Origin of the sequence: Mycobacterium sp. 3519A (assembly GCF_900240945.1) — a bacterium.
Taxonomy (GTDB): domain Bacteria; phylum Actinomycetota; class Actinomycetes; order Mycobacteriales; family Mycobacteriaceae; genus Mycobacterium.
On sequence record NZ_OESG01000014.1, the window covers coordinates 909305 to 932799 of the forward strand.

General features: G+C 66.0%; 18 protein-coding genes. 12 read left to right on the plus strand and 6 right to left on the minus strand.

Going from position 1 to position 23495, the window contains the following annotated elements:
• Window positions 1–10 precede the first annotated feature (10 nt).
• A complete protein-coding gene (gene hrpA, locus C1A30_RS25470) occupies window positions 11–3907 on the plus strand; it encodes an ATP-dependent RNA helicase HrpA (RefSeq protein WP_101951095.1) in 3897 nt (1298 codons plus the stop codon).
• Here the strand turns inward: hrpA and C1A30_RS25475 are convergent, their stop codons facing one another.
• The gene (locus C1A30_RS25475; RefSeq protein WP_101951096.1) at window positions 3908–5170 is read right to left on the minus strand and encodes a carboxylesterase family protein; all 1263 of its coding nucleotides are present in this window, start codon (window positions 5168–5170) and stop codon (window positions 3908–3910) included.
• A 15-nt stretch (window positions 5171–5185) separates the two neighbouring features.
• Window positions 5186–6892, minus strand: coding sequence for an MOSC and FAD-binding oxidoreductase domain-containing protein (locus tag C1A30_RS25480; protein WP_200828430.1), 1707 nt, complete (start codon window positions 6890–6892; stop codon window positions 5186–5188).
• A gap of 123 nt (window positions 6893–7015) precedes the next feature.
• Between C1A30_RS25480 and C1A30_RS25485 the strand changes: the two genes are divergently transcribed.
• From C1A30_RS25485 to C1A30_RS25500, 4 genes are all read left to right on the plus strand, one after another.
• Complete coding sequence (locus C1A30_RS25485) at window positions 7016–7693, plus strand: TetR/AcrR family transcriptional regulator (RefSeq protein ID WP_101951097.1); 678 nt, start codon at window positions 7016–7018, stop codon at window positions 7691–7693.
• 44 nt (window positions 7694–7737) lie between these two features.
• On the plus strand, window positions 7738–8367 hold the full coding sequence (locus C1A30_RS25490) for a TetR/AcrR family transcriptional regulator (protein WP_200828431.1): 630 nt from the start codon (window positions 7738–7740) through the stop codon (window positions 8365–8367).
• Between the two features lie 90 nt (window positions 8368–8457).
• Window positions 8458–9321: a DUF427 domain-containing protein gene (locus tag C1A30_RS25495; protein WP_101951098.1), complete on the plus strand. Its 864-nt coding sequence runs from the start codon at window positions 8458–8460 to the stop codon at window positions 9319–9321.
• A gap of 7 nt (window positions 9322–9328) precedes the next feature.
• Window positions 9329–9757, plus strand: coding sequence for a VOC family protein (locus tag C1A30_RS25500; RefSeq protein ID WP_101951099.1), 429 nt, complete (start codon window positions 9329–9331; stop codon window positions 9755–9757).
• A 194-nt stretch (window positions 9758–9951) separates the two neighbouring features.
• On the opposite strand, the gene C1A30_RS25505 is transcribed toward C1A30_RS25500, so the two are convergent.
• Window positions 9952–10371 (minus strand): DUF2000 domain-containing protein, encoded by a 420-nt coding sequence (locus C1A30_RS25505; RefSeq protein ID WP_101951100.1) that lies wholly within the window; start codon window positions 10369–10371, stop codon window positions 9952–9954.
• 79 nt (window positions 10372–10450) lie between these two features.
• Here C1A30_RS25505 and C1A30_RS25510 point away from each other — a divergent pair, with 79 nt between their 5' ends.
• The 7 genes from C1A30_RS25510 to C1A30_RS25540 all read left to right on the plus strand — a co-directional run bounded on the left by C1A30_RS25510 (window position 10451) and on the right by C1A30_RS25540 (window position 20871).
• Entirely contained in the window at window positions 10451–10903 is a 453-nt protein-coding gene (locus C1A30_RS25510; protein WP_101951101.1) for an Lrp/AsnC family transcriptional regulator, read from the plus strand.
• Between the two features lie 720 nt (window positions 10904–11623).
• Entirely contained in the window at window positions 11624–12478 is an 855-nt protein-coding gene (locus C1A30_RS25515; protein WP_101951102.1) for an NAD(P)-dependent oxidoreductase, read from the plus strand.
• 122 nt (window positions 12479–12600) lie between these two features.
• On the plus strand, window positions 12601–13866 hold the full coding sequence (locus C1A30_RS25520; RefSeq protein WP_101951103.1) for a cytochrome P450: 1266 nt from the start codon (window positions 12601–12603) through the stop codon (window positions 13864–13866).
• A 20-nt stretch (window positions 13867–13886) separates the two neighbouring features.
• A complete protein-coding gene (locus tag C1A30_RS25525) occupies window positions 13887–15041 on the plus strand; it encodes an acyl-CoA dehydrogenase family protein (RefSeq protein ID WP_101951104.1) in 1155 nt (384 codons plus the stop codon).
• Between the two features lie 117 nt (window positions 15042–15158).
• Window positions 15159–16445 carry an NAD(P)/FAD-dependent oxidoreductase gene (locus C1A30_RS25530; protein ID WP_101951105.1) on the plus strand — a complete coding sequence of 429 codons (1287 nt, stop codon included), beginning with the start codon at window positions 15159–15161 and terminating at the stop codon, window positions 16443–16445.
• Window positions 16446–16510: 65 nt separating this feature from the next.
• Entirely contained in the window at window positions 16511–17377 is an 867-nt protein-coding gene (locus C1A30_RS25535) for a fumarylacetoacetate hydrolase family protein (protein ID WP_160112788.1), read from the plus strand.
• Window positions 17377–20871, plus strand: coding sequence for an indolepyruvate ferredoxin oxidoreductase family protein (locus C1A30_RS25540; protein WP_101951107.1), 3495 nt, complete (start codon window positions 17377–17379; stop codon window positions 20869–20871). The genes C1A30_RS25535 and C1A30_RS25540 overlap by 1 nt, the downstream gene beginning before the upstream one ends.
• A gap of 19 nt (window positions 20872–20890) precedes the next feature.
• Here C1A30_RS25540 and C1A30_RS25545 read toward each other — a convergent pair whose 3' ends face one another.
• The 3 genes from C1A30_RS25545 to C1A30_RS25555 are packed head-to-tail and all read right to left on the minus strand — an operon-like array spanning window position 20891 to window position 23460.
• Window positions 20891–21592, minus strand: coding sequence for a maleylpyruvate isomerase family mycothiol-dependent enzyme (locus C1A30_RS25545; RefSeq protein ID WP_235010193.1), 702 nt, complete (start codon window positions 21590–21592; stop codon window positions 20891–20893).
• 11 nt (window positions 21593–21603) lie between these two features.
• Complete coding sequence (locus C1A30_RS25550; protein ID WP_101951109.1) at window positions 21604–22437, minus strand: fumarylacetoacetate hydrolase family protein; 834 nt, start codon at window positions 22435–22437, stop codon at window positions 21604–21606.
• A gap of 3 nt (window positions 22438–22440) precedes the next feature.
• Complete coding sequence (locus C1A30_RS25555) at window positions 22441–23460, minus strand: cupin domain-containing protein (protein WP_101952875.1); 1020 nt, start codon at window positions 23458–23460, stop codon at window positions 22441–22443.
• Window positions 23461–23495: the final 35 nt, after the last annotated feature.

Here is a 23495-nt window from a genome sequence, read left to right on the forward strand (position 1 = left end):
CCTGGCCGGAGTGTCCGAGCCGTCTGTCTCCGAACTTCGAAAGCGCCTCGACGGCCTGACAATCCGCGACGCCGCAAGGCTCGGCCGTCGGATCAAGAATCTGCGCGGCAACGTCAGCCCCGAGAAGCTGTCGCAGATCGCCGAGCAGTTCACCGCCGCCGAGGCGCTCGTGGCCACTCGCCGTGCCGCCGTACCGACGATCACCTATCCCGATCTGCCGGTCAGCGACCGGCGCGACGAGATCGCCAAGGCCATCGCCGAACACCAGGTCGTCGTCGTCGCGGGCGAAACCGGGTCGGGGAAGACGACCCAGCTGCCGAAGATCTGCCTGGAGTTGGGCCGCGGCATCCGCGGCACCATCGGGCACACCCAGCCGCGCCGGCTCGCCGCCCGCACCGTGGGGCAACGCATCGCCGACGAACTGGGCACCCCGCTCGGCGACGCCGTCGGCTACACGGTGCGCTTCACCGACCAGGCGAGCGACCGCACGCTGGTGAAGCTGATGACCGACGGCATCCTGCTCGCCGAGATGCAGCGCGACCGGCGGCTGCTGCGCTACGACACGCTGATCCTCGACGAAGCCCACGAGCGCAGCCTGAACATCGACTTCCTGCTCGGTTATCTGCGTGAGCTGCTGCCGCGGCGGCCTGACCTGAAAGTGATCGTCACGTCGGCGACCATCGAGCCTGCGCGGTTCGCGGCACACTTCAACGACGCGCCGATCGTCGAGGTGTCCGGCCGCACCTATCCCGTCGAAATCCGTTATCGCCCTTTGGAAGTGGTCCTGCCCTCCGATGCCGACGATGACGATCCCGACGACCCCGACCACGAGATCGTGCGCACGCAGATGCGCGACCAGACCGAGGCGATCGTCGATGCGATCCACGAACTCGAATCCGAGCCGCCGGGCGACGTGCTGGTGTTCCTGTCCGGTGAACGCGAAATCCGCGACACCGCAGACGCATTGCGCGACCTGAAGAACACCGAGGTGCTGCCGCTGTACGCCCGGCTGCCGACCGCCGAGCAGCAGAAGGTGTTCGCGCCACACACCGGCCGCCGGGTGGTGCTGGCCACCAACGTCGCCGAGACGTCGCTGACCGTGCCGGGCATCCGCTACGTCGTCGACCCCGGCACCGCGCGCATCTCGCGATACAGCCGCCGGACCAAGGTGCAGCGGTTGCCGATCGAGCCGATCTCCCAGGCGTCCGCGGCGCAGCGCGCGGGCCGATCGGGCCGCGTGGCACCGGGCGTGTGCATCCGGCTGTACTCCGAAGAGGATTTCGAATCCCGGCCCCAATTCACCGATCCCGAGATTCTGCGGACCAACCTCGCCGCGGTGATCCTGCAGATGGCCGCGCTGCAACTCGGCGACATCGAGCAGTTCGGATTCCTCGATCCACCCGATAAGCGCAGCATCCGCGACGGGGTACTGCTGCTGCAGGAACTCGGCGCGTTCGACCGTGACGGCGCGATCACCGATGTCGGCAGGCGGCTGGCACGGCTACCCGTCGACCCGCGGATCGGACGGATGATTCTGCAGGCCGACACCGAAGGATGCGTGCGCGAGGTGTTGGTGCTCGCCGCGGCGCTGTCCATCCCCGACCCGCGGGAACGGCCCACCGACCGTGAGGAGGCGGCCCGCCAGAAACACGCCCGGTTCGCCGACGAGCGCTCCGACTTCATCTCCTACCTGAACCTGTGGCGCTACCTACGAGAGCAACGAAAAGAGCGCTCCGGCAACGCGTTCCGGCGGATGTGCCGCGAAGAGTTCCTGCATTACCTGAGGATCCGCGAGTGGCAGGACCTCGTCGGACAACTGCGCAGCATCGCCCGCGACATCGGCATCCGCGAAACCGACGACGACGCCGACCCTGCCAGCATCCACGCGGCGCTGACGGCCGGTCTGCTGTCGCACATCGGGCTGCGCGAAGGCGATGCGCGGGACTACACCGGCGCGCGCAACACCAAGTTCGTGCTGGCGCCAGGGTCGGTGCTGACCAGGCGGCCACCGCGCTGGGTGGTCGTTGCGGAACTGGTGGAAACGAGCAGGCTGTACGGCAGGATCGCGGCGCGCATCGAACCTGAGGGCATCGAGAAGATCGCCGACCACCTGGTGCAGCGCAGCTACAGCGAACCGCACTGGGAAGCCGAACGCGGCGCCGTGATGGCCTTCGAGCGGGTGACGCTGTACGGCCTGCCGCTGGTGCCGCGCCGCCGCGTCAACTACGCCCAGATCGAACCCGAACTGGCGCGCGAGCTCTTCATCCGGCATGCCCTGGTGGAGGGGGACTGGCGGACCAGGCACCACTTCTTCCGCGACAACGCCCGCCTGCGTGAGGAATTGGAGGAGATCGAGGAGCGGGCCCGTCGCCGCGACCTCATTGTCGGTGACGACGAGATCTACGCGTTCTACGACGCACGTATCCCCGCCGATGTGGTCTCCGCCCGCCACTTCGACGCGTGGTGGAAAAAGCAGCGGCACCGCACGCCGGATCTGCTGACGTTGGGCCGCGACGATCTGCTGCGCACCGAAGATGCCGCCGACGACCGGCCAGACGCATGGCAGGCCGGTGACCTGTCGCTGCCGGTGAGCTACAAGTTCGAGCCAGGCGCCGAGGACGACGGCATCACCGTGCACGTGCCGGTCGAGGTGCTGGCCCGACTCGGCGGCGACGAATTCGCCTGGCACGTGCCTGCGCTGCGCGAGGAACTCGTCACCGCGCTGATCCGATCGCTGCCGAAAGAATTGCGACGCAACTTCGTTCCCGCACCGGATACCGCCCGCGCCGTGCTAGCCAGTCTCGAACCGGGCACCGAACCGCTGCTGCAGTCGCTGCAGCGGGCGCTACAACGGCTGTCGGGGGTGCTGGTCCCGATCGGCGCGTTCGACCTCGACAAGCTGCCGTCGCACCTGCGCGTGACCTTCGCGGTCGAGTCGGCGGACGGCACAGAGGTTGCGCGCGGTAAGGATCTCGGTGCCCTGCAAGACCGACTGGCCGCGCCGACACGACAGGCGGTGGCGGCCGCGGTCGCCGACGGGCTGGAACGCACCGGCTTGCGAGGCTGGCCCGACGACCTCGACGAGTTGCCGCGCGTCATCGAACGCCACACCAGTGGCCACACTGTGCGCGGCTATCCGGCGTTCGTCGACGCAGGCAGGGCGGTGGACGTGCGGGTGTTCGCCACCCAAGCCGAACAGGATGCGGCGATGGGCCCAGGTGTGCGGCGACTGATCCGGCTGACGGTCGCGTCGCCGGTGAAGATGGTTGAGCGACGGCTGAATCCCCGCACCCGACTGTTGCTCGGCTCGAATCCGGACGGCTCGCTCGCCGCGCTGCTCGACGACTGCGCGGACGCCGCGGTCGCGGCGTTGGCACCGACCCCGGTGTCCAACCGCGCCGAGTTCACGGCGTTGGCGCAGCGGGTGGCGGGCGCACTGGCCTCGGCGACGGTGGACATCGTCGGGCGGGTCGAGAAGGTGCTCACCGCGGCCAACGAGGTGCAGGTGGCTATCCCAGCCCACCCGTCGCAGCCGCAAGCCGACGCGGTCGCCGACATCCGCGCGCAACTCGACCGGCTGCTGACCGACGGATTCGTCACCGCCACCGGTGCATCGCGACTCGGTGACCTCGCCCGCTACCTGGCCGCCATTGGTCGCAGGCTGGAGCGGTTGCCGCGGGACGCCGCGGGCGACCGCGACCGGATGCAGCGGGTGCACGCCGTCGAGGACGCGTATGACGAACTACGCCAAGCGCTTTCACCGGCGCGCGTGGCCGCCGAGGACGTCTGCGACATCGGCTGGATGATCGAGGAGCTACGGGTCAGCCTGTGGGCCCAACAACTGGGCACCGCGAGGCCGGTCAGCGAGCAGCGGATCTACCGCGCGATCGACGCGGTCACGCGGTGACTAGCCGAACCGCAGTGTGGCCGAATCGAGTCCACTGACGCCGCGGTGCGCGAACCCGGTCCAGTTGCGGCGCATCGACTCTGCCAGCAGACCGTCGACCCGACGACCGCCCAGCATCGGCGCGCCCTCCCACGCCGCCGCGTCGAACAGCAACGGCAGTTCTATGCAGTGGCACGCACCCATCGGTGACGGTGCCCAGTCGACCCGGAATGTCGCACTGCGGCCGCCGTTCTCGCGCCACAGGTCGGCGAGCCGATGCGCCGGCTTGCCGAACGCACGGCGCGTCATCACGGCCGAGGCGGCGCGTTCGGCGATACGGCCAATGGGGCCATAGCGTTTCAGCCGAGTGATGCGACGATCCATGGCGACGAACGGCATGCCGTCGTCGCGGGTGTAGCCGATGAGCAGTTCGATGCGCCGCGCCGCGTCGGCCAACCGCGCGTCGGTCTGCGCCTGAGGTGGCAGCGGATCGAGGCCCATGATCGGGGCGAACGGCATGCCGCTGACGAGTCCGAATCGTGCGGCGGCGGCCGCGGCCGCGGTCTGTGTATCGAGCACTTCGCCTGTGGTGACCGACGCGGCCGCCGAGCGCATCGCCGCCGTCATCGCCTCCCGGCCGGTGAGCACACCCAGCGGCGCGCTCTGCATGATCGCACGGTGGAACAGGCCGGCCGTGTGCTCACACAACATCAGCGAGTACACGGAGTCGGCGCCCGCTGACTGGCCGAAGACGGTCACGTTGTCGGGGTCGCCACCGAAGGCAGCGATGTTGTCGCGGACCCACTGCAGCGCCAGGATCTGGTCGCGCAGTCCGAGGTTGTCCACGCCGCTGGGGCTCAAGTAGCCCAGCACGCCGAGCCGGTAGCTGACCCGGACCACGACGACGCGGCCGTCGCGCGCGAGCACGTCGGCGTCGTACTTCGGCGCTTCACCGCTGCCGGATACGTATGCGCCGCCGTGGAACCAGACCATGACGGGCAGCCCGTCCGCATCGCTCGGCGCGGTTATCGACAGGACCTGGCAGTCCTCGCTCTGCGCGAGACCGTCGACGACCGGACCGGTCACCCACTCCAACCGGGACGACAGCTGCGGGCACGCCGGGCCGCGGGCGGTGGCGTCGATGACATCGGGCCACGGGGCGAGGGCCTGCGGTGCCGCGAACCGCGCGGCGCGCCCGTATCGGATCCCCCTGGCGTGCAGCAGAGTGCCGTCGTCGTCAGCAAGCAGCGGTCCCGCGGGTGGATCGAGGCGTCGCTGCTGCACACGTCCACCGTAGCCTCACAGATCCAGAACGAGATCGGTGTGCGGCGTCGTCGTGCACACCAGCACCGAGCCCTCGGGCGGCGCGTCGAGCGGCGGCTCGAGATAGTCGGCGGTGCCCTCGATCACCGCGGTCATGCAGGTGTGGCAGACGCCGCTGCGGCAGGAGTACCGGGTCGGCACGTCGCATGCCTCGGCCAGTTCGAGCAGGGTGCGGTGCGCGGGCGCCCAGTTGACGGTGAGCCCGCTGCGGGAGAACGTGATTCGCGGACCGGTGCCCGGCGCGCCGGCGGGTGGGTGTGGTCGGGTCGCAGGGGGCGCGCCCACGACGCCGGGATTGATCGGCGGCAACGCGCCGAACAGCTCGGTGTGGATGTGCGCGGGGTCGAGTCCCGCGGCCACGAGGGCGTCACGGATGTCGGCCATGAACGCGCCGGGGCCGCACAGATAGGCGGTCGCGTCGGTCGGCAGCCCCAGTGCCGCCACCGATTGCCGATCCAGCCGCGCGGGCCCGTCGGCCGCGCGGGTGTAAAACACGTGCGAGCGTGCGTCGGGCAGTGCTGCGAGCAGGGCCGCGACCTCGTCGGCGAACGCATAGGTCGCTTCGGCCTGCGTCGTGTGCAGCCACCAGGTCTGCCGGGTACTCCCCGCGGCCGCCAACGCGTGCGCCATCGCCATCACCGGTGTGACGCCGACACCCGCGGACACCAGGACCACAGGGCCGGTGCCTTCGACGAGGTAGAAGTCGCCTCGCGGCGCGGCGCAGTCCAACACGACGCCTGACTCGGCGTGGTCGTGCAGCCAGCGGCTGACCTGGCCGTGTTCCTCGCGTTTGACGCTGATTCGGTAATACCCCGCGCCCGGTGGCCCTGACAGCGAGTAGCTGCGGGTCGGCGCCGGATCGCCTGCATCGGGGACCTTCACCGTGAGGTACTGACCGGGCAGCGCAGCAGGCAGGCCGCCGCCGTCGGCCGCCTCCAACCTGATCGACAACACCGCGGGGCTCTCACGGTGCGTGGCCGCCACTCGCAGCGGCCGGAACCCCGGCCATCCGACTTGTCTTGACACGCTGGGATTTTCGGCCGATGTGAGCATGTCGCGGAACGACTGCTGCCAGCCCGGGCTGAGGGCAGGGACGTCGACGGCCTTGTCCAGCAGATCCTTGTCCCGACCGGACAGGTACAGCAGCGCGTCGACGTCGGCGACGCTGAGCTGGTGCCTGCCCCGACGCGTCAGCACGATATCGTCGCCCGTCTGCACGAAGCCTTCGGCGATGACCCTGAAGTAGAAACCTGGTCGACGGTGTGCGACAAGCAGATTCGGCATGTCAGGCTCGCCGATACGCATACCGACCCGGAAGCAAGTGACACGGGGCTGGGTGACCTCGAACTCGGCCTCGCCGATGCGGTAGCGGTCGCCGATGCAGACGTCGTGGTCGGCCATGCCGGTGACGGTGAAGTTCTCACCGAAGTTGCCGGGCACCAGGTCGTCGCGACCAAGGACGTCGCGCCAGTAGTCGTACGACTCGGTCTGATAGACCATCACGGCGCGTTGCTCGCCACCGTGACCGGCGAGGTCGCCCTGACCGTCCCCGTCGATGTTGAGCCTGCGCACCATCACTGGTCCGTCGACCGGGCTCTTCCAGATGCCGGTGCGCACCGTCTTTCCGTTCCACGACACGTCGTTCGGCATCCCGACGTTCACCGACATCAGCCTGGCAGTCATGCCGCCTCCTCACGTCAGCGGTCCCCGCCGTCGACGTCCAACGTAACACCGTGGGCGGGCGCAGAGTTCACAAAAATGGGCCAGCCGGCCCAAAGATACCGGGTCGGCGGTTAATCTGACGCCGTGGCCCGTGCCGATGACCGTCCGCTGACGGCTAAGGGGCGGGCTACTCGGGAGCGGATCGTGACGTCCGCCGCCGAGCTGATCGTCGCCCGCGGCCTGTCCTCGCTGAGCATGGCGAACGTGCGAAAGGCGGCGTCGGTGAGCGGCTCTCAGCTTGCTCATTACTTCGTGGACAAGCAGGCGTTGATTCGAGCCGTGATCAGCCGGCAGACGGACGTCGTGCTGGACTTTCACCGGCAGCCCAAACTCGGCGGCCTGCAGTCGTTCGACGACTTCGAGCGCTGGGCCGACCTCAACATGAAATACCTGAGGAAGATCGGTTATGAGGGCACGCCCACCTTTCACGCGTTGGCCGGACAACTGATGAAGTCCGACGCCGAAACACGCGCGACCCTCGCGGCCGGGTACGGGAAGTGGGTGGAACTGCTCGCGCAAGCCATTGCGGGAATGAAGGACCGCGGCGTTCTGGTCGCCGAGGCGGACCCGGAGCAGTTGGGGACCGTGATCGTCGCCGCTCACCAGGGCGGGGGCACCGTATCTTTCGCGTACCGGCAGGAGTGGCCGCATGCCGACGCGGTCCGGTACGCGGTCAACTACCTGAGGCTGTTCGCGAAGGACCCGGCGGAACGGACGCCCCGCCCGCCGCGCCGGCCACGTGGCCGCCGCCGGCAGAGGTAGGCTCGGCGCGCGAAGTAGTTGGTGGGGCCAAAGGTGGCGAGACCGTGTCCGACGACAACTCGAGGCGGTTCACCCGCAAGGGGCTTTCGGTGCGTCAGCGGATCGTCGACGCGACCGCGACGCTGATGTTCGAGCGCGGTGTGGAAGGCACCAGCCTCGAGGATGTACGCGCGGTCGCGGGCGTCAGCGGATCGCAGTTGACTCACTACTTCGACGACAAACGCGACTTGACCCGGCAGGTGATCGACGTCCGCCGCACAGACACCCTTCGGTTTCACACCCAACCGCGGCTGGGTCGGCTGGACAGCATCGAGGCGCTCCAGGCATGGGCGGACGCGTGCGTCGTCGACGCCGAAACGGTCTACCGGCGCGGAGGATGTTCCTTCGGCTCGCTGGTCGGCGAACTGCTGGAAAGTGACGACCAGATCCATGACGACTTCGCGGCGGGCTACGACCAGTGGATCGAACTGTTTCGGGCCGGACTCACGACGATGCGGGAGCGCGGCGATCTACGCGAGGACGCCGATCCGCGCCATCTCGCCGTCGCGCTGGTGATCGCCCATCAGGGCGGCGCGATGCTCACCTATGCAGCCAACAGCGTCGAACCGATGCAGGTGTCGGTCAACGCCGCGGTCGCCTATGTGCGTTCGTTCATGCCGCGGGGCAGATCCTGACAGCATCCCCCCAGCAAGGCAGCGCTGGACACCAGCGGCCCGAAGGGCGAGAATACTGGGTTACATAGCCCAGTTCGAGAGGATGCAGCCATGGGACTCGCCTGGCAACAAGGCCCGTTGTCCACCGCGACGGTCGGGCATTTCCTGACTTCCCAACCGATGCCTGAGCGGATCCTGTACGCGGAACCGCTGCGCCGCCGGATGCGCGTCAAGTTCGGCGACCAGTTCATCGTGGACAGCGACGACGTCGTGCTGCTGCACGAGCCAGGCCGCTATCCAGTCGCCTACTTTCCGAGAGCCGATATTCGGCCGGACGTACTGACCTCGGAAGATCGTGTTACGGCGCATCGAGACCTCGGCGAGACTCACTGGTTCACAGTTCGTGTCGAGGGACACGAGGCGAGCCACGCGGCCTGGGAGTTCGGCTCGCTGCCGGAGCATGCCGATGTGCTGGCCGATCGGGTGGCATTTGCATGGCGGGCAATGGATGCGTTCTACGAAGAAGACGAGCGCATCGTCGGACATGCGGCCGACCTCTACCACCGCATCGACATCCGTTCCACCTCACGCCATCTGGTGGTGCGAGACGGCGATCGGGTCATCGCCGACACCCATCGACCGCTGGCCCTCTACGAATCCGGCTTCGCGCCGCGGTGGTATGTACCGCGCGACGATGTGGACGAATCCGCGCTTGTCCTCGTCGAGGGTCAAACCTTCTGTCCCTACAAGGGACTGGCTAGTTATTACACCGTCGGCGCCGCCAAGCGTGCGGCATGGTCGTATATCGAGGCTTGGCCGGAAGTGGCGCGGGTGAGCAACCTGTTGTCCTTCGAACCCGACAAGATCGACGTCTACCTCGACGGCGAGCAATTGCACCTCGAACCGGGCCAGAACGTGGTGCCACATGGCATCGACCGCGGTCTCGACGTCGACGAGATCCTGCAAAAGGTCTGAGGCCGCGATGAAAGCATCGTTGGAAGTCGTCATCCTTCCCGTCGCCGATCCTGACCAGTCGCTGGCGTTCTACCGTGACCAGGTCGGCTTCGGCCTCGACGTCGACTACGCACCCGCACCGCACTTCCGCGTCATTCAGTTGACACCCGACGGGTCGGGTATCTCCATCCAATTCGGCGTCGGACTGACCGATGCGCCCGCAGGTTCGGTGCGCGGCCTCTACCTGGTGGTGTCCGACATCGTGGCAGCGAGGCGTGAACTCGGCGAGCGTGGCGTCGATGTCGGAGAACTCAGGCACAAGGACACTCGCGGTGGCCAGTGGCAAGGCGGGTACGTCGCCGGCGTCGATCCGGACAGGACCGACTACGCCACCTTCGCCGAGTTCCGCGATCCCGACGGCAACGGCTGGGTCATACAGGAAGTGGGACACCGATGACCGCGAAACCGTCGGTGGTGGTATTCGATGCCAACGAGGCCCTGATCCAACGCGATTCGCCGGCACCAGTTTTCGAGCAGATATTCGGTGACGGGCAGATGGTGCGGACGTAGTTCGGTCGGCCGAGAGCGCGGGCAACGCGCCGCAGCCAGCGTACGTGCCCGACGATCTGCCGGCGCTTGCCCGACAACTCGCTAAGGGTGCAGTCGCAGCCCCGCTGTGATCTTGTCGACGGTCTTGCGGTCGGCACGCAGCGCGATACCCGCCAGGTCCAGCTTCTCGCGGGGCACTGCCGCGACCGCGGTCCGGTTCGCGGTGTCGTTGGCCGTCAGAAACAGGTCGGTCGTGAACACCGTCGGCACGACCCCGCGTGACAGGGCGCGCTCGAGCGTGCGAGCGAGTCGGATCGCGGCGGCCTCGAACACCATGACGGGCTGGCCGAACATCGGCGCGTAGCGGGTGCCGTCCGCGTCGGAGTAGTCCTCGCCGATGGCGTCGGGCGCGCTGGCCGCAACGCCGCTGGACAGGAACGCGGTCATGTTCAACTTCTGCCAGATCGGGAGGTCGTCGCGGATGACGACGACGATTTTGGTATCGAACGTTTGCTCGCTCACAGCGATAAAAGGTATTTGAAGATAGGCTGTCGCGCCTCGGCCGTCGAATATAATTCGGCAAATCACTGTTGGGAGCGCCGTGGACGAACTTGATTCGGCGATTGTCGCCGCGTTGCAGAGCGACGGTCGGCGCAGCAATCGGGACCTCGCCCAGATGCTCGGTGTCGCTCCCTCGACCACGCTGGAAAGAGTCCGCGCGCTGCGTTCGCGTGGGGTGATCACCGGCATTCACGCCAGCACCGACATGGCCAAGATGGGCAGACCGGTCAAGGGCATGGTCACCGTCCGGCTTCGCCCGCAGTCCCGCGAGGTCGTGCAAGGCTTCCGCGATTTCGTGATCGGGCTACCGCCGACCCTGCAGGTGTTCGTCACGACCGGCCCCGAGGACCTGCTCATCCTGGTGGCTGTTGAGTCCACCGAGGCGCTGCGGGATTTCGTCCTCGACTCGCTGACCAAGCGACGAGAAGTCGCGGGTGTGCGGACCGAAGTGGTGTTCGACCACCTGCAGAATCACGTCGTCGGTTCCGCCTGAAACCGAAGATCGTGCCAATCGGCGACCGATCTCTGCCACGCCCGGATGTCAGGACAATCAGCTGAGCTCAGCGACGGACCACCCCCAGGTTGACCGCTCGACGAGTCCGCAGTAAGCGCGGTTCGCGCGACGCCGACGTGAGCGAGGAATCGCTCGTGGAGGTCAGCGCAATCGCCATCGTCGGCCGTGGAGGAAAGCACGGCCTCGCCGCCAGAACGGGATCGGCGGCAGGCTGGCTAAACGCCGGCGGTCGAGGCTGACGGCGGCTGCCCGGGTGTCGAGTTCGAAAATCCATGCGCCGCAGCGGTCCGGACGCAGTTGTTGTCAACCCACTGCTGCAAGCATTTGACGCCGCCGCCGAAGAGCTACCCTGACCGGCTCCCATCCGAGAATGCGCTCTCGTCCGAAGCCGAGCACGCGAAAACTGGTGTATGGATGGGCTATTCACAGAGGCGAGCAATGCGCTGGCCGAGTTCCGTGATCGGAGAGGAAAAAGGAGCTGGGCATCGACTGCGGCAGGCACAGTGGTGAATCTCGAATCGTTATGCCGACGGCCAGTAGTGAGATCGGCTATCCGCGTCTCGGTGAGTTGCGAAGTCCGCTGAAGCCGAGAGAAATACATGCCTGCAGTAGGCCGAGACGGTCAAAAGTACGCACATTCGTCGGCTTCTGCGTAGGCGTCTATCGGACCCGCGATTGTGATGTGTTTAGGGTGAGCCCATGTCGCTTTCGCAGAAGACCGTGTTCATCTCGGGCGCCAGCCGTGGTATCGGGTTGGCGATCGCCAAGCGCGCGGCCGCTGACGGCGCCAACATCGCGCTGATCGCCAAGACCGCCGAACCGCACCCGAAGCTGCCCGGCACGGTGTACACCGCGGCCAAGGAACTGGAGCAGGCCGGCGGCCAGGCGTTGCCGATCGTCGGCGACATCCGGGACGAGGAGTCGGTCGCGGCGGCGGTGGCGCAGACGGTCGAGCAGTTCGGCGGCATCGACATCTGTGTGAACAACGCCTCGGCGATCAACCTCGGTTCCATCAAAGAGGTGCCGCTCAAGCGCTTCGACCTGATGAACGGCATCCAGGTGCGCGGCACGTACACCGTTTCGCAGGCCTGCATCCCACACATGATCGGCCGCGACAACCCGCACATCCTGACGCTGTCGCCACCGGTCCGGCTCGAGCCCAAATGGCTCAAACCCACGGCGTACATGATGGCCAAGTACGGAATGTCGTTGTGCGCGTTGGCCATGGCCGAGGAACTGCGGGAGGACGGCATCGCCTCGAATACGCTGTGGCCGCGCACGCTGGTGGCCACCGCGGCGGTGCAGAACCTGCTCGGCGGCGACGAGGCGATGGGCCGCGCGCGCAAGCCCGACGTGTACGCCGACGCGGCCTACGTCATCCTCAACAAACCGGCCCGCGAGTACACCGGCAACGCGCTGCTGTGCGAGGACGTCCTGCTGGATTCCGGTGTCACCGACCTCTCGGTCTACGACTGCGTGCCCGGCGGCGAGTTGGGCGTCGACCTCTGGGTCGACACCCCCAACCCACCCGGATACCAAAAGCCTTCAACGTGAGATCCCCACGGAGGTGGTGAGTGCGTCAATTGACGTAGGGACGACACGTCAAAAGGCCCTGTGCGACACACCGCGGCGGGCTTAGCCTTGGACCCGGCAGATGTCGACAGCACCATGTGGCCATGTCACCAATGACGCAGGAAGGCGCAGCGATGCCGGTTGCCGAACGCAGTGCAGAAGCGCTCGCCGAGTTGATGTTCGGCGCGCCGGATCCTTTTCCGCTCTACGACGAGCTGCGCGAACTCGGAGGTGGTGTGCACCGCTTCGACCCGATCGACGCCTACTTCGTGTTCCGTTACGCTGACATCGAGCGCACAAACTCCGATCACGAGCACTTTTCCAGCGACATTTTCTGGCAGTCGCCATCGAGCCATCACAATCCGGACGACCCCGAGCACCGCCGCTTCGTCGCGTTCAATTCGCGCCTGATGGTGTTCAAGGATCCGCCCGCGCACACTCGGCTGCGTAACGCCGTGCGCGCGGGATTCACGCCGCGGGCTGTCGCGCGTTGGCGGGAGGCGGTGGAACAGACCACCGACGAATTGCTCGATCGCGTGAAGTCCGGCGAGGAAATCGATTTGGTCCGCGATTTCGCGTATGAGGTGCCCGTCGCGATAGTGGCCGCGATCCTCGGTGTACCAGCCGATGATCGGGCCAGCCTGCACAGGTGGTCGTTCAGCTTCGGATCCACTTTCGATTTCAACATCCAGGGCGAAGCGCGGGACGCGGCGATCCGAGACAGTCTTCTGCTCATCGACTACCTGTCCGACCTGGCCGAGGACCGACGCCGCCACCCCGGTGACGACCTCACCAGCATGATCGTCAACAGTGAAGCTCACGGGGAGGCTGTTGACCCGCAAGACCTTGTGGCACAGGTCTTCTTCTTGCTCAGCGCGGGAAACGAAACCACCGCCAATCTGGTGACCAACGGATTGACGCTGCTGCTGGACCATCCCGAGGCGTGCCGGCACCTGCGTGACAACCCCGGCCAGATGCCTTCGGCTATCGAGGAGATGCTGCGTTACGACCCGCCGCTGCACCTCACGTTTCGTCGCGCCACTCAGGACACGACCCTGGGCGACACGCATATTCCGGCAGACGCCATCGTCTACCAGGTGCTGCCGGCGGCCAACCGCGACCCACGACATTTCGTCAGGCCCAAGACCTTTGACATCGGGCGAGCGTCGAACAAACATCTGGCTTTCAACCACGGATTGCACTTCTGTGTCGGTGCGCCGCTGGCGCGGATGGAAAGCGACGTCATCTTCCGAAAGATGCTCAGTCGGTTCCCGGCCATCGAACCCGGTTCAACACCGCCGGTACGGCGAACGTCCAACGTGGCTCTCCGCGGCTGGCAATCACGCCCTGTCGTACTTCATGGCGCCTGACCGCGACGACCGGCCACTCAGTGCATAGCGATCTGCTCGAGCCCGACCACGAGGCCTTCCGGGAATCCGTTCGAGCGTTCGTGGCGCGTCACGTCGTTTCGAACATGCAGCGATGGGAGCGTCAGCGTTTTATCGACCGCGAATTGTGGCTGGCCGCTGGCGAATACGGAATGATCGGACTTGCCGTGCCCCAGGAGTACGGCGGTGGGGGCACGACCGACTACCGGTTCAGATTTGTTGTCCAGGAAGAGATCGCTCGCGCCGGCGCCAACTCTCTTCAGGCCAGCTTCGCCGCCAACGACGACATGGCGTTGAGCTACCTTCTGCGACACGCCGACGCCGATCAGAAAGCCCGGTGGCTGCCGGGGTTCGCGACGGGAAGCACCATCGCAGCCATCGCGCTGACCGAACCCGGTGCCGGCAGCGATCTCCGCGCAATGCGCACCACGGCGACGCAGGCCGGTGACGAATGGGTCCTCAACGGATGTAAGACCTTCATCTCGAATGGCAGTTCGTGCGACCTGGCAGTGGTTTTCGCCAAAACCGAAGCGGCGCCGGGCGTACGCGGTGGCTTCACCCTGTTCGTCGCCGAGAACGGTGTTCCCGGATTCACCAAAGGCCCAAAGCTGGACAAAGTCGGCTTGCACGCACAAGACACAGCCGAGCTGTTCTTCGACGACGTCAAGCTGCCGGCGACCTCGGTGCTCGGTGAAGTGGGATCCGGCCTGGACTACCTCAAGCAGAGTCTCCCGCTGGAAAGGCTCAGCATCGCGGTGACCGCACAGGTCTGCGCCGAGGCCGCGTTCGCCTCGACATTGAATTATGTGTCCGCACGGCAGGCCTTCGGTCGGCGCATCGGCGAATTCCAGTCAATAGGTTTCGAATTGGCACATCTCATCAGCTCAATCGAAGCCTCACGTGCCTACATCGACCGGTGCGTGCGAGAGCACAACGCTGCGCGCCTCAGCGCTGTCGATGCGGCCAAGGCGAAGTACTGGGCAACCGAGATGCAGGCGCGGGTAATCGACAGTGGTGTGCAAATGCACGGTGGCTACGGCTACATGCTCGACTATCCCATCGCGCGTGCTTTCATCGACTCACGCGCACAGCGGATCTACGGCGGGACAAACGAGATCATGAAAGAGATCATCCACCGCGATCTGCTATCCAAATGATGCTCCCAGCATGGCAGATGGCTGGCACCACGCTGCACGTTGCTACGTCATTTGGCTTAACGGGCGTCGGTCATTCGACCGGCGAGCGAGACGATGTCTACGTCTAGCGTCTCATGAATGGCCGATGAGTTCGTGAACGCCGTCCGATGGGATTCCGGCACGGTCTGCGCGGCTGCTTCCAGCGGCACAGTCGTCGTCGTCGGGGCCAGCGTCGCCGGCGTTGCCGCAGCTACAGCGCTACGCGACAACGGATTCCCCGGACGCGTCATCCTCGCCGACGCGAGCGCTGAACTCCCCCACGACAAGCCAGCCCTGTCGAAGGAGATCCTGACCGGTGAACTCGACGAGGACGACATCACGCTGCTCAGCGAGCATCGAGCGCGCGATCTGGACATCGAACTCGCCCTGGGACAACCAGCGCTGCGCTTGGACCCGAAATCCAGAACGATTCGCTTGCCCGCCGGGGGACTGGCGTACGACGCCGTCATCATCGCCACCGGTGCTGGCGCGCGCATGCCCCGGCCTTTGCGCCGACCTTCACACGTGTACACCCTGCGCGACGTCACCGATGCGCGCATGATCGGGAAGCGGATGCGCCGGGGACAGCCCAAACTCGCCGTCGTCGGGGGAGGATTCATCGGCTGTGAGGTCGCGGCCTCAGCCTGCCGGCTTGGGTTGCAGGTCACTGTCATCGACACCGTCGACCACCTGCTTGCCCGGGCGCTGCCGCAACAGCTGGCAGCCCCCATCGAGCAGCTTCACCGAAGCCACGGAGTCGAAATTCGCTGCGGGGCAGCAGTTGTCGGCCTTTCACCCTTGCGGAAGGGGCTGGCGCTGCGTCTGAGGGACACCACCATCATCGACGCGGACATGGTCGTCGTGGGGGTCGGCGCATCGCCGAACACCAAGTGGCTGGCCCATAGCGGAGTGGCGCTCGACGACGGTGTGCTCACCGACTCGGCGATGCGAACCACCGTGCCTGGCGTATACGCCGTCGGCGATGTCGCCCGGCGCCGGGATAACCACGGCGAACGCGGTGTGCGCACCGAGCACTGGACTGCCGCTCGTGACGCGGGCCGCTTGGTTGCCGCCAATCTGGCGGCGGGCAGCGACAAGCCCTACACAAAACACAGTTATGTATGGTCCGACCAATTCGGTCACCGGCTGCAGTTGGCGGGCGACACCTGCGTAGAGACCGAATTCCTCACCGGCGGCGGGATCAATGAACCCTACGTCGCGGTCTGCAGACGCGGGGACGAGATAGCAGGCGTAGTCGCGTTCGACGATGGGGCCGGTTTCCGGCGTGCGCAGCGCTTGATCGGCACTGACCCCGCGGCGAAGTCCCCGGTACTCACGGAGAAGCGATGCACACAGCCGTTGTTGCCCATGAGGAGAAAACGATGAAACTCGTGCGACTAAAGAACACTGAAGGCCAGCTCATTGTCGGCGCTCGTCGGCCAGATTGGTCCGTGGCCCCGTTCGCCGCATTGCCGGGCGTGGACGCGCCCCGCACCGTCGGGGAAGCCTTGGCACGCATATCCGATCTCCGCCCGGTCATGGAAGACCGTCTGGACGCCATCGCCGCAGACCCGGAGGACGCCATTGCCCGCGGATGGCTCATCCCCGCAGCACAAGTCGAGCTACACAGCCCCGTCGGTCAGCGCGAGATGATCGTCTGCGTGGGCGGCAACTACGCCGCACACGCTGCCGAGTTCGGTGCGGCACCACCCCCGGCCCCGCCGTCATTTGTCAAGAGCGCGTCGGCGGTGATCGGCCCGGGCGAGGCCATCGTGCTGCCGGCCGCCGCGCCAGACCACGTCGACTACGAAGGCGAGATCTGCGTCGTCTTCGGCCGCACCTGCCACGCCGTCGGTGCCGAGGACGCGATGTGCTACGTCGCCGGCTACACATTGCTCAACGACGTCTCCGCGCGCGACAAGCTCGCCGCAACCCTCAACAACGACGGCGACGGCCCGCAGTGGGCGATCGTAGAAATGTTGATGGGCAAGCAGTTTCCGACTTTTGCTCCCCTGGGACCTGAAGTCGTCACCGCCGACGAAATCGCCGACCCGGCCCGCATACATCTGAAAACCACCGTCAACGGGACCGTAATGCAGGACTCGTCAACGGCAGATCTCATCGTCGACATACCCGGGCTGATTGCCGCGATGTCGCAGTACTACCTGTTTCGCCCCGGTGACCTGCTGAGCACCGGCAGCCCCGCCGGAGTCGGTGCGGGCCAAGACCCGCCCGTCTTCCTCCGGCCCGGTGACGTCGTCTCCGTGTCGGCCGACTGTATCGGCGCCTTGACCAACACCGTGCGCGCAGCCGCCTAATGGAAGAGTCGAACCCGCTGGCGCGCCGGTACAGCGCTATCGAAGGAACTGTTCAGCTCACCGGAATCCAGGCACTCGTTCGGGTGCCGATCGACCAGCGCCGCAGCGACATTCATCGCCGCCGCTCCTCGGCAGCGTTCATCTCCGGGTATGAGGGCTCGCCGCTGGCCGGCTACGACCTGGAACTGGCGCGCCAGCAGCAGCTACTCGACGATCACGACATCGTCTTCGCCCCTGCGGTCAACGAAGAGCTCGCCGCCACCGCCGTCCAAGGAACCCAACTCGCGGCCCAACTTCCCGACTGCCGCGTCGATGGCATCGTCGGTTACTGGTATGGCAAGTCACCCGGACTGGATCGCGCCTCCGATGCCCTGCGGCACAACAATCTTGCCGGCACCCACCCCGATGGCGGCGCCGTGCTATTCGTCGGGGATGACCCCGGCGCCAAGTCCTCAACGGTCCCCGGCTCTTCTGAAGTGCTCTTAGCCGATCTGGGCGTGCCGACACTGTCGCCAGCCGATCCGCAGGATCTCTACAACCTCGGTCTGCACAGCGTGGCGATGTCACGGTCATGCGGCTTGTGGAGCGCGGTGAAGATCGCCACCGCGGTCGCAGACGGCGCCGGGCCCGTCACGATCTGCCCGCAGCATTTTTCACCACACCTGCCGCAGATCGACGGTCGGCCGTTTCGGCACAGCGTTACGGGTAAGTTGCTGCAGCCCAGGCTCGCTGAGCTTGAACACAGTCGCAACAGCACCCGACTGGACCTTGCCAGACGCTACGCACAACTCAACGGGCTCAACCGGATAACAGACCGCGGCCCCAGCGACCGGATCGGCATCGTCGCCGCCGGCAAAACCTATCTCGACGTCCGCCAAGCGTTGCTCGCGCTGAATATCGACGACGCCGAGTTGACGCGCCGCGGAATCCGACTGTTGCGCCTGGGCATGATTTACCCGCTCGAACCGACGATTCTCCGCGGATTCGCCGCCGGCTTGAGCGAGCTGATCATCGTCGAGGAGAAACGCGCCTTCATCGAAATGGCAGTCAAGGACTGCCTATACGGAGTCAGCAGCGACCTTCGCATCACTGGCAAACGCAATCTCGACGGCTCAGTACTTCTCCGTGACGACGGAGAACTGACTGTCGACCTCGTCCGCGACGCCCTGTCCAAACGGTTCGCCGATTACACCGGCCTGGCCGAACTCGCGGTCACCTCCAGCCCGCAATCACGTCGCCGCGTCGAGCTTCCCCTCGCCACGCGAAGTCCCTACTTCTGCTCAGGGTGTCCGCACAACACGTCGACCAAGACGCCCCCCGGGTCCTTGGTGGGTGCCGGGATCGGTTGCCACGGCCTGATCGTCGGGATGCGGCCTCACATGGTCGGCGACGTCACCGGTTTGACGCAGATGGGCGGGGAGGGCGCGCAATGGCTGGGCATGCAGCCGTTCCTCGAACGCCAGCACATTCTGCAGAATCTTGGCGACGGCACGTTTCACCACTCTGCGAGCCTGGCCGTACGCGCGGCCATCGCCGCGCGCGCCAACATCACCTACAAGCTGCTCTACAACTCGACGGTCGCGATGACCGGCGGCCAGGACGCCGTCGGCCAGATGAGCATTCCCCGCATCTGTCGGGCGTTGACTGCGGAGGGTGTTGCCAAAATCATCGTCACAACGGAGGATGCCAAGGCATACCGTCGCCGCCTGCCCCGCAATGTGCAGGTGTGGTCTCGTGACCGAATCGTCGAAGCCCAACAGCATTTGGCGACGATTCGGGGCGTCACGTTCCTCATCCACGACCAGGAATGCGCCACCGAATTGCGCCGCAAACGTAAGCGCGGTACCGCCCCCGAGCCACCGATGCGCATCGCGATCAACCAACGCGTCTGCGAAGGCTGCGGCGACTGCGGGGTCCAATCAAACTGCCTGTCCGTACATCCCGTCGACACGGAATTCGGCCGCAAAACCACAATCGACCAGTCGTCGTGCAACAAAGATTACTCATGCCTTGCCGGAGACTGCCCATCGTTCGTCAGCGTAGTCCCAGCCGGCGGCGAACAGCCCAATCGCACAGCATTGGAAGCGCTTTCGGCCGACGCTTATTGCGAACCGGCGCGGCAGTTCTTTCAGACCAGTCACACCACCCGAGTCCTGGGCGTCGGCGGTTCGGGCGTGGTGACCCTTTCCCAGATTCTGGGGACCGCGGCCGCGGCCGCGCAGCTGCACGTGGTGTCGCTCGACCAGACCGGCATCGCCCAGAAGGGTGGGGCGGTGGTTTCCGATATCAAGGTGACCCGCTCCCCAATGGAGCTCGCGTCCCGCGCCGCCGACGGCGAGGTGGACCTATACCTCGGTGCCGACCTACTGGTCGCCGCCGAGCCGAAGAATCTGCGCGCCGCCGACCCAGCCAGGACGGTCGCGGTGATCTCGACCAGCAAGGTGCCCACCGGCGACATGGTCACCGACACATCGGCGTCCTATCCGCAGATCGCGGAGCTCACCGACGCAATCTCACAGGGAACTCGGGCCGCCGCGATGGTGCAGCTCGATGCGCGAGCCCACGCCGAAACGCTTTTCGGCTCAGACCAGTTCGCCACCTTGTTGTTGGCGGGTGCGGCCTACCAGACCGGAGCGCTACCGATACCAGCTGCCCAGATCGAATACGCCATCGGCCTCAACGGCGTGGCCGTCGAGGACAACATCCAGGCGTTTCGCCGCGGGCGGCAGTTCGTCGCCGACCCTCACGGCTTCACCGAGGCGGTACGACGGCGCGCAGCGCACACCGTCACCCCGGCGGTCTCGTCGCAAGCCGCCGAGCTTATCGCGTCAGTGGGCGCGGCACCGGCCTCTGAGTTGCACAAGTCGCTCACCATCCGGGTGCCCGACCTGATCGCCTATCAGAACGTCGGATATGCAAGGCGCTACGTGGAAGTGGTGAGCCAGATCGCGCGCGTCGAGGGCCAGGTGCTCCCTGGTGACTCAGCCATCAGCGAAGCTGTGGCACGCAACCTGTACAAGCTGATGGCCTATAAGGACGAATACGAGGTGGCCCGACTGTCTCTCGATCCTGCGTTCACGCAGTCGATACAGGCAGCGTTCGGCGCCGGCGCTCGTGTCTCCTACCGACTGCACCCACCGCTGCTGCGGATGCTCGGCATGCGGCACAAGATCAGCTTGGGTCCCTGGTTCCGATATGTCTATGCGGCGCTGGTGTGGATGCGCCCTCTGCGGGGTACTCCGCTGGATCCCTTTGGCTGGACGGGCCTGCGGCGATTGGAACGTCGGCTCATCGACGAATACATCGACTATATGAGCGATCTCGCCGCAGATCTGACGCCACGCAACGCCGCCATGGTCGCAGAGGCCGCGGCCCTGCCCGACTTGATCCGCGGCTACGAGCAGATAAAGGTTGATAACGTTGTCACCTACCGTGAGCGCATGACGCTGCTTGTCGATGCCGTACGTGCGCAGGCTAGACCGGCCACCGGCTAGGGATCCACTCCGGGTGATGTCACAGCCAGTGCGGCGCCGCGGGCGGACGCGCTGCGTGAAGGGACTCGGCGCCACGACCAGTCATCCAGCGCAGCACCGCATCTGAGGCGCCGCTGACCGTCGTCGCGTCGACGTGCGGACCGTGCAGCGATACGGTGACATTGCCCGCGGACTGCGCGTTCACCTCGACCGACCATCCCTGCGCGCGCCACCCGGTGGCGATCTCGGCGATGAGGCTGCTCTGTACCGCATCGGGCACCGCGGCGAAGGTGGCGCCGTTGGCCAGGTCCACCGCGTGGATCCAGACCTCGCGTGCACGCATCCAGATGGTCTCCGAGGCCGGCACAGTCCGGCCCTTCGCCGTTTTCACGTGCGCCGACCATGCGGCATCGGGCATACCGACCCACTTGCGATCCAGCGCGACGATCTCCTGGTCGAGGGTCTCACGCAGGATCTTGGGATCGAGGTCGGCGCCTCGCTCGATCTCCTCGCCGCGCTGCCGAGCCGACTCGTACATCGGCGTCTGGACACCGGTGACCGCCCAGTCCAGCAACCGTGCCAGCGCGGCAGCGTTGTACGCCAGATGGGCGATGACGTGACGGCGGTTCCAGCCCGGCAGCAGCGTCGCAGCATCGAACTCGCTGTCGTCGAGTTGCAGCACATGGTCCATGCAGTGTGCGGTTCCGCTGCGGACATTTTCGATCCGTTCGGCGAGCGTCATAGCGTGGAACTTCATCGACCTTCGGGTCCAATCAGCGTGGTGTTACATAAAGTGCCCAGGCCGTCGATGCGGACCGCGACGGTTTGGCCGTGACCGATGTAGCGCTTCGGGGACCGGGCGTGCCCCACCCCACTTGGCGTGCCCGTGGCGATCACATCGCCGGGCTGCAAGCTCACGATGTGTGAGATGTATTCGATCAGTGCCGCAGGCCCGAACACCAAGTCATCGGTAGATGCGCTTTGCATCACCTCGCCGTCCAGACGTGTCTCGATGGTGCCGCCCAGCTGGAACTCGGTGTCCAGAAAGGGGCCGAAACCGCTGGTTTTCTCAAATGTCTTGCCCTGGTCCCACTGTGGAGTCCGATATTGAAAATCACGCATCGTGTAGTCGTTGAGAATCGAATAGCCGGCGATGCGGTCCTCGGCCTCGGCGGCGCTCACCCGGAATGCGGGTGCGCCGATGATCACCGCGAGCTCGGCTTCCCAGTCAAGCTCGGCTGCGGCGTAACCGGGAACGTGAACATCGTCGTACGGACCCGTCAACGCCTCTTTGAACTTGGCGAAAAGTGTGGGATATTGCGGAATCTCGCGCCCCATCTCGATGATATGGCTGGCGTAATTGAGGCCTACGCAGATGATCTTGCCGGGGCTGGGTACCACCGGAGCGTACTCCGCCGTCGCGAGATCGACCTGAGCTCCGTCGGCCGCTGCGGCGATCGTGCGCCACTTCGGCTCGGCCAGTAAGCCCGACAGGTCGGCGAAGCCCGGAATGAGTGTGGCTGCGGTGTCTGAATCGGCGCGCACTGCTGCAGTCGATCCGCCGAGACGTATGGTGGCAAGTCTCATATGTCAGGCCTCACCGCAGAATTCAGTGCGGTACAACCGCAGTGCTTCCATGATCGGAATGTCGGAGAAGGCGAAGAGGTCGAGTTCCTCGATCGCCTGGATCGACCATGCCGCCCAGGACGGAACCGCGATGAGGTCGCCGTGGCAGACTGCGGTGTCGACACCGTTGAGCGTGAACACGCCGTTGCCGCTGAAGACTTGGTAGATCGTCGAGCCGACCTCCCGAACGCAACGGGTGCGTGCTCCGGCGCGCAGACGGTGGAATTCGGCCCGAATGGTGGGCAATATGTCCCCGCCGGTGGACGGGTTGGTATACCGCACACCGGCGTGGCCAGGCTCCAGTGTGCCGGGGTAGCCGTCGTCCTCGAGTTCAAGCTGCGCACGCAGTGCCGCGTCGGTGAACGACCATCGGTAGGCCGACATCGGTGTGCTTGCCGTGTCCTGCACGCACCGCAGCGGACGCAGACCCGGATAGGCCCACAGCCTCTCAGACCGCGATGTAGAGGGGGTTGAGTCGTCGGTCAGCCCGTCGAGGCCGAACTCGAAGAACCCGGTGTCGCTGTAGCCGGCGAACGGAATGTCGAGCCCGTCGATCCATGTCATCGGTCGATCAGCGGTGTTCTGGTGGCCGTGAAAACACCATCCCGGTGTGACCAGCAGATCGCCTCGGCTCATGGCGACCGGGTCTCCGTCGACCACCGTCCACACGCCTTGGCCCTCGAGTACGAACCGGAATGCATGCTGGCTGTGGCGGTGTTCAGGTGCGGTCTCCATACCGCCGAGGTACTGGATGGCTGCCCACAAGGTCGGCGTGGCGTGAGGCAGCCCGCCCAGACCGGGATTCGCCAAAGCGATGGCCCGCCGCTCCCCGCCGCGGCCGACCGGCACCAAAGCCCCGGCGCGGGCGGCGATGGGGGACAAGTCATCCCACCGCCACACATACGGAATCGCCTTGGGGGTAGGCGTCATCGGCATCAGGTCGCCGACCTGAGTCCACAACGGGTTCAGGTGAGTGGCCCGCATATCGGCGTACAGTTTTTCGGGCGTGTCCGCGGCGT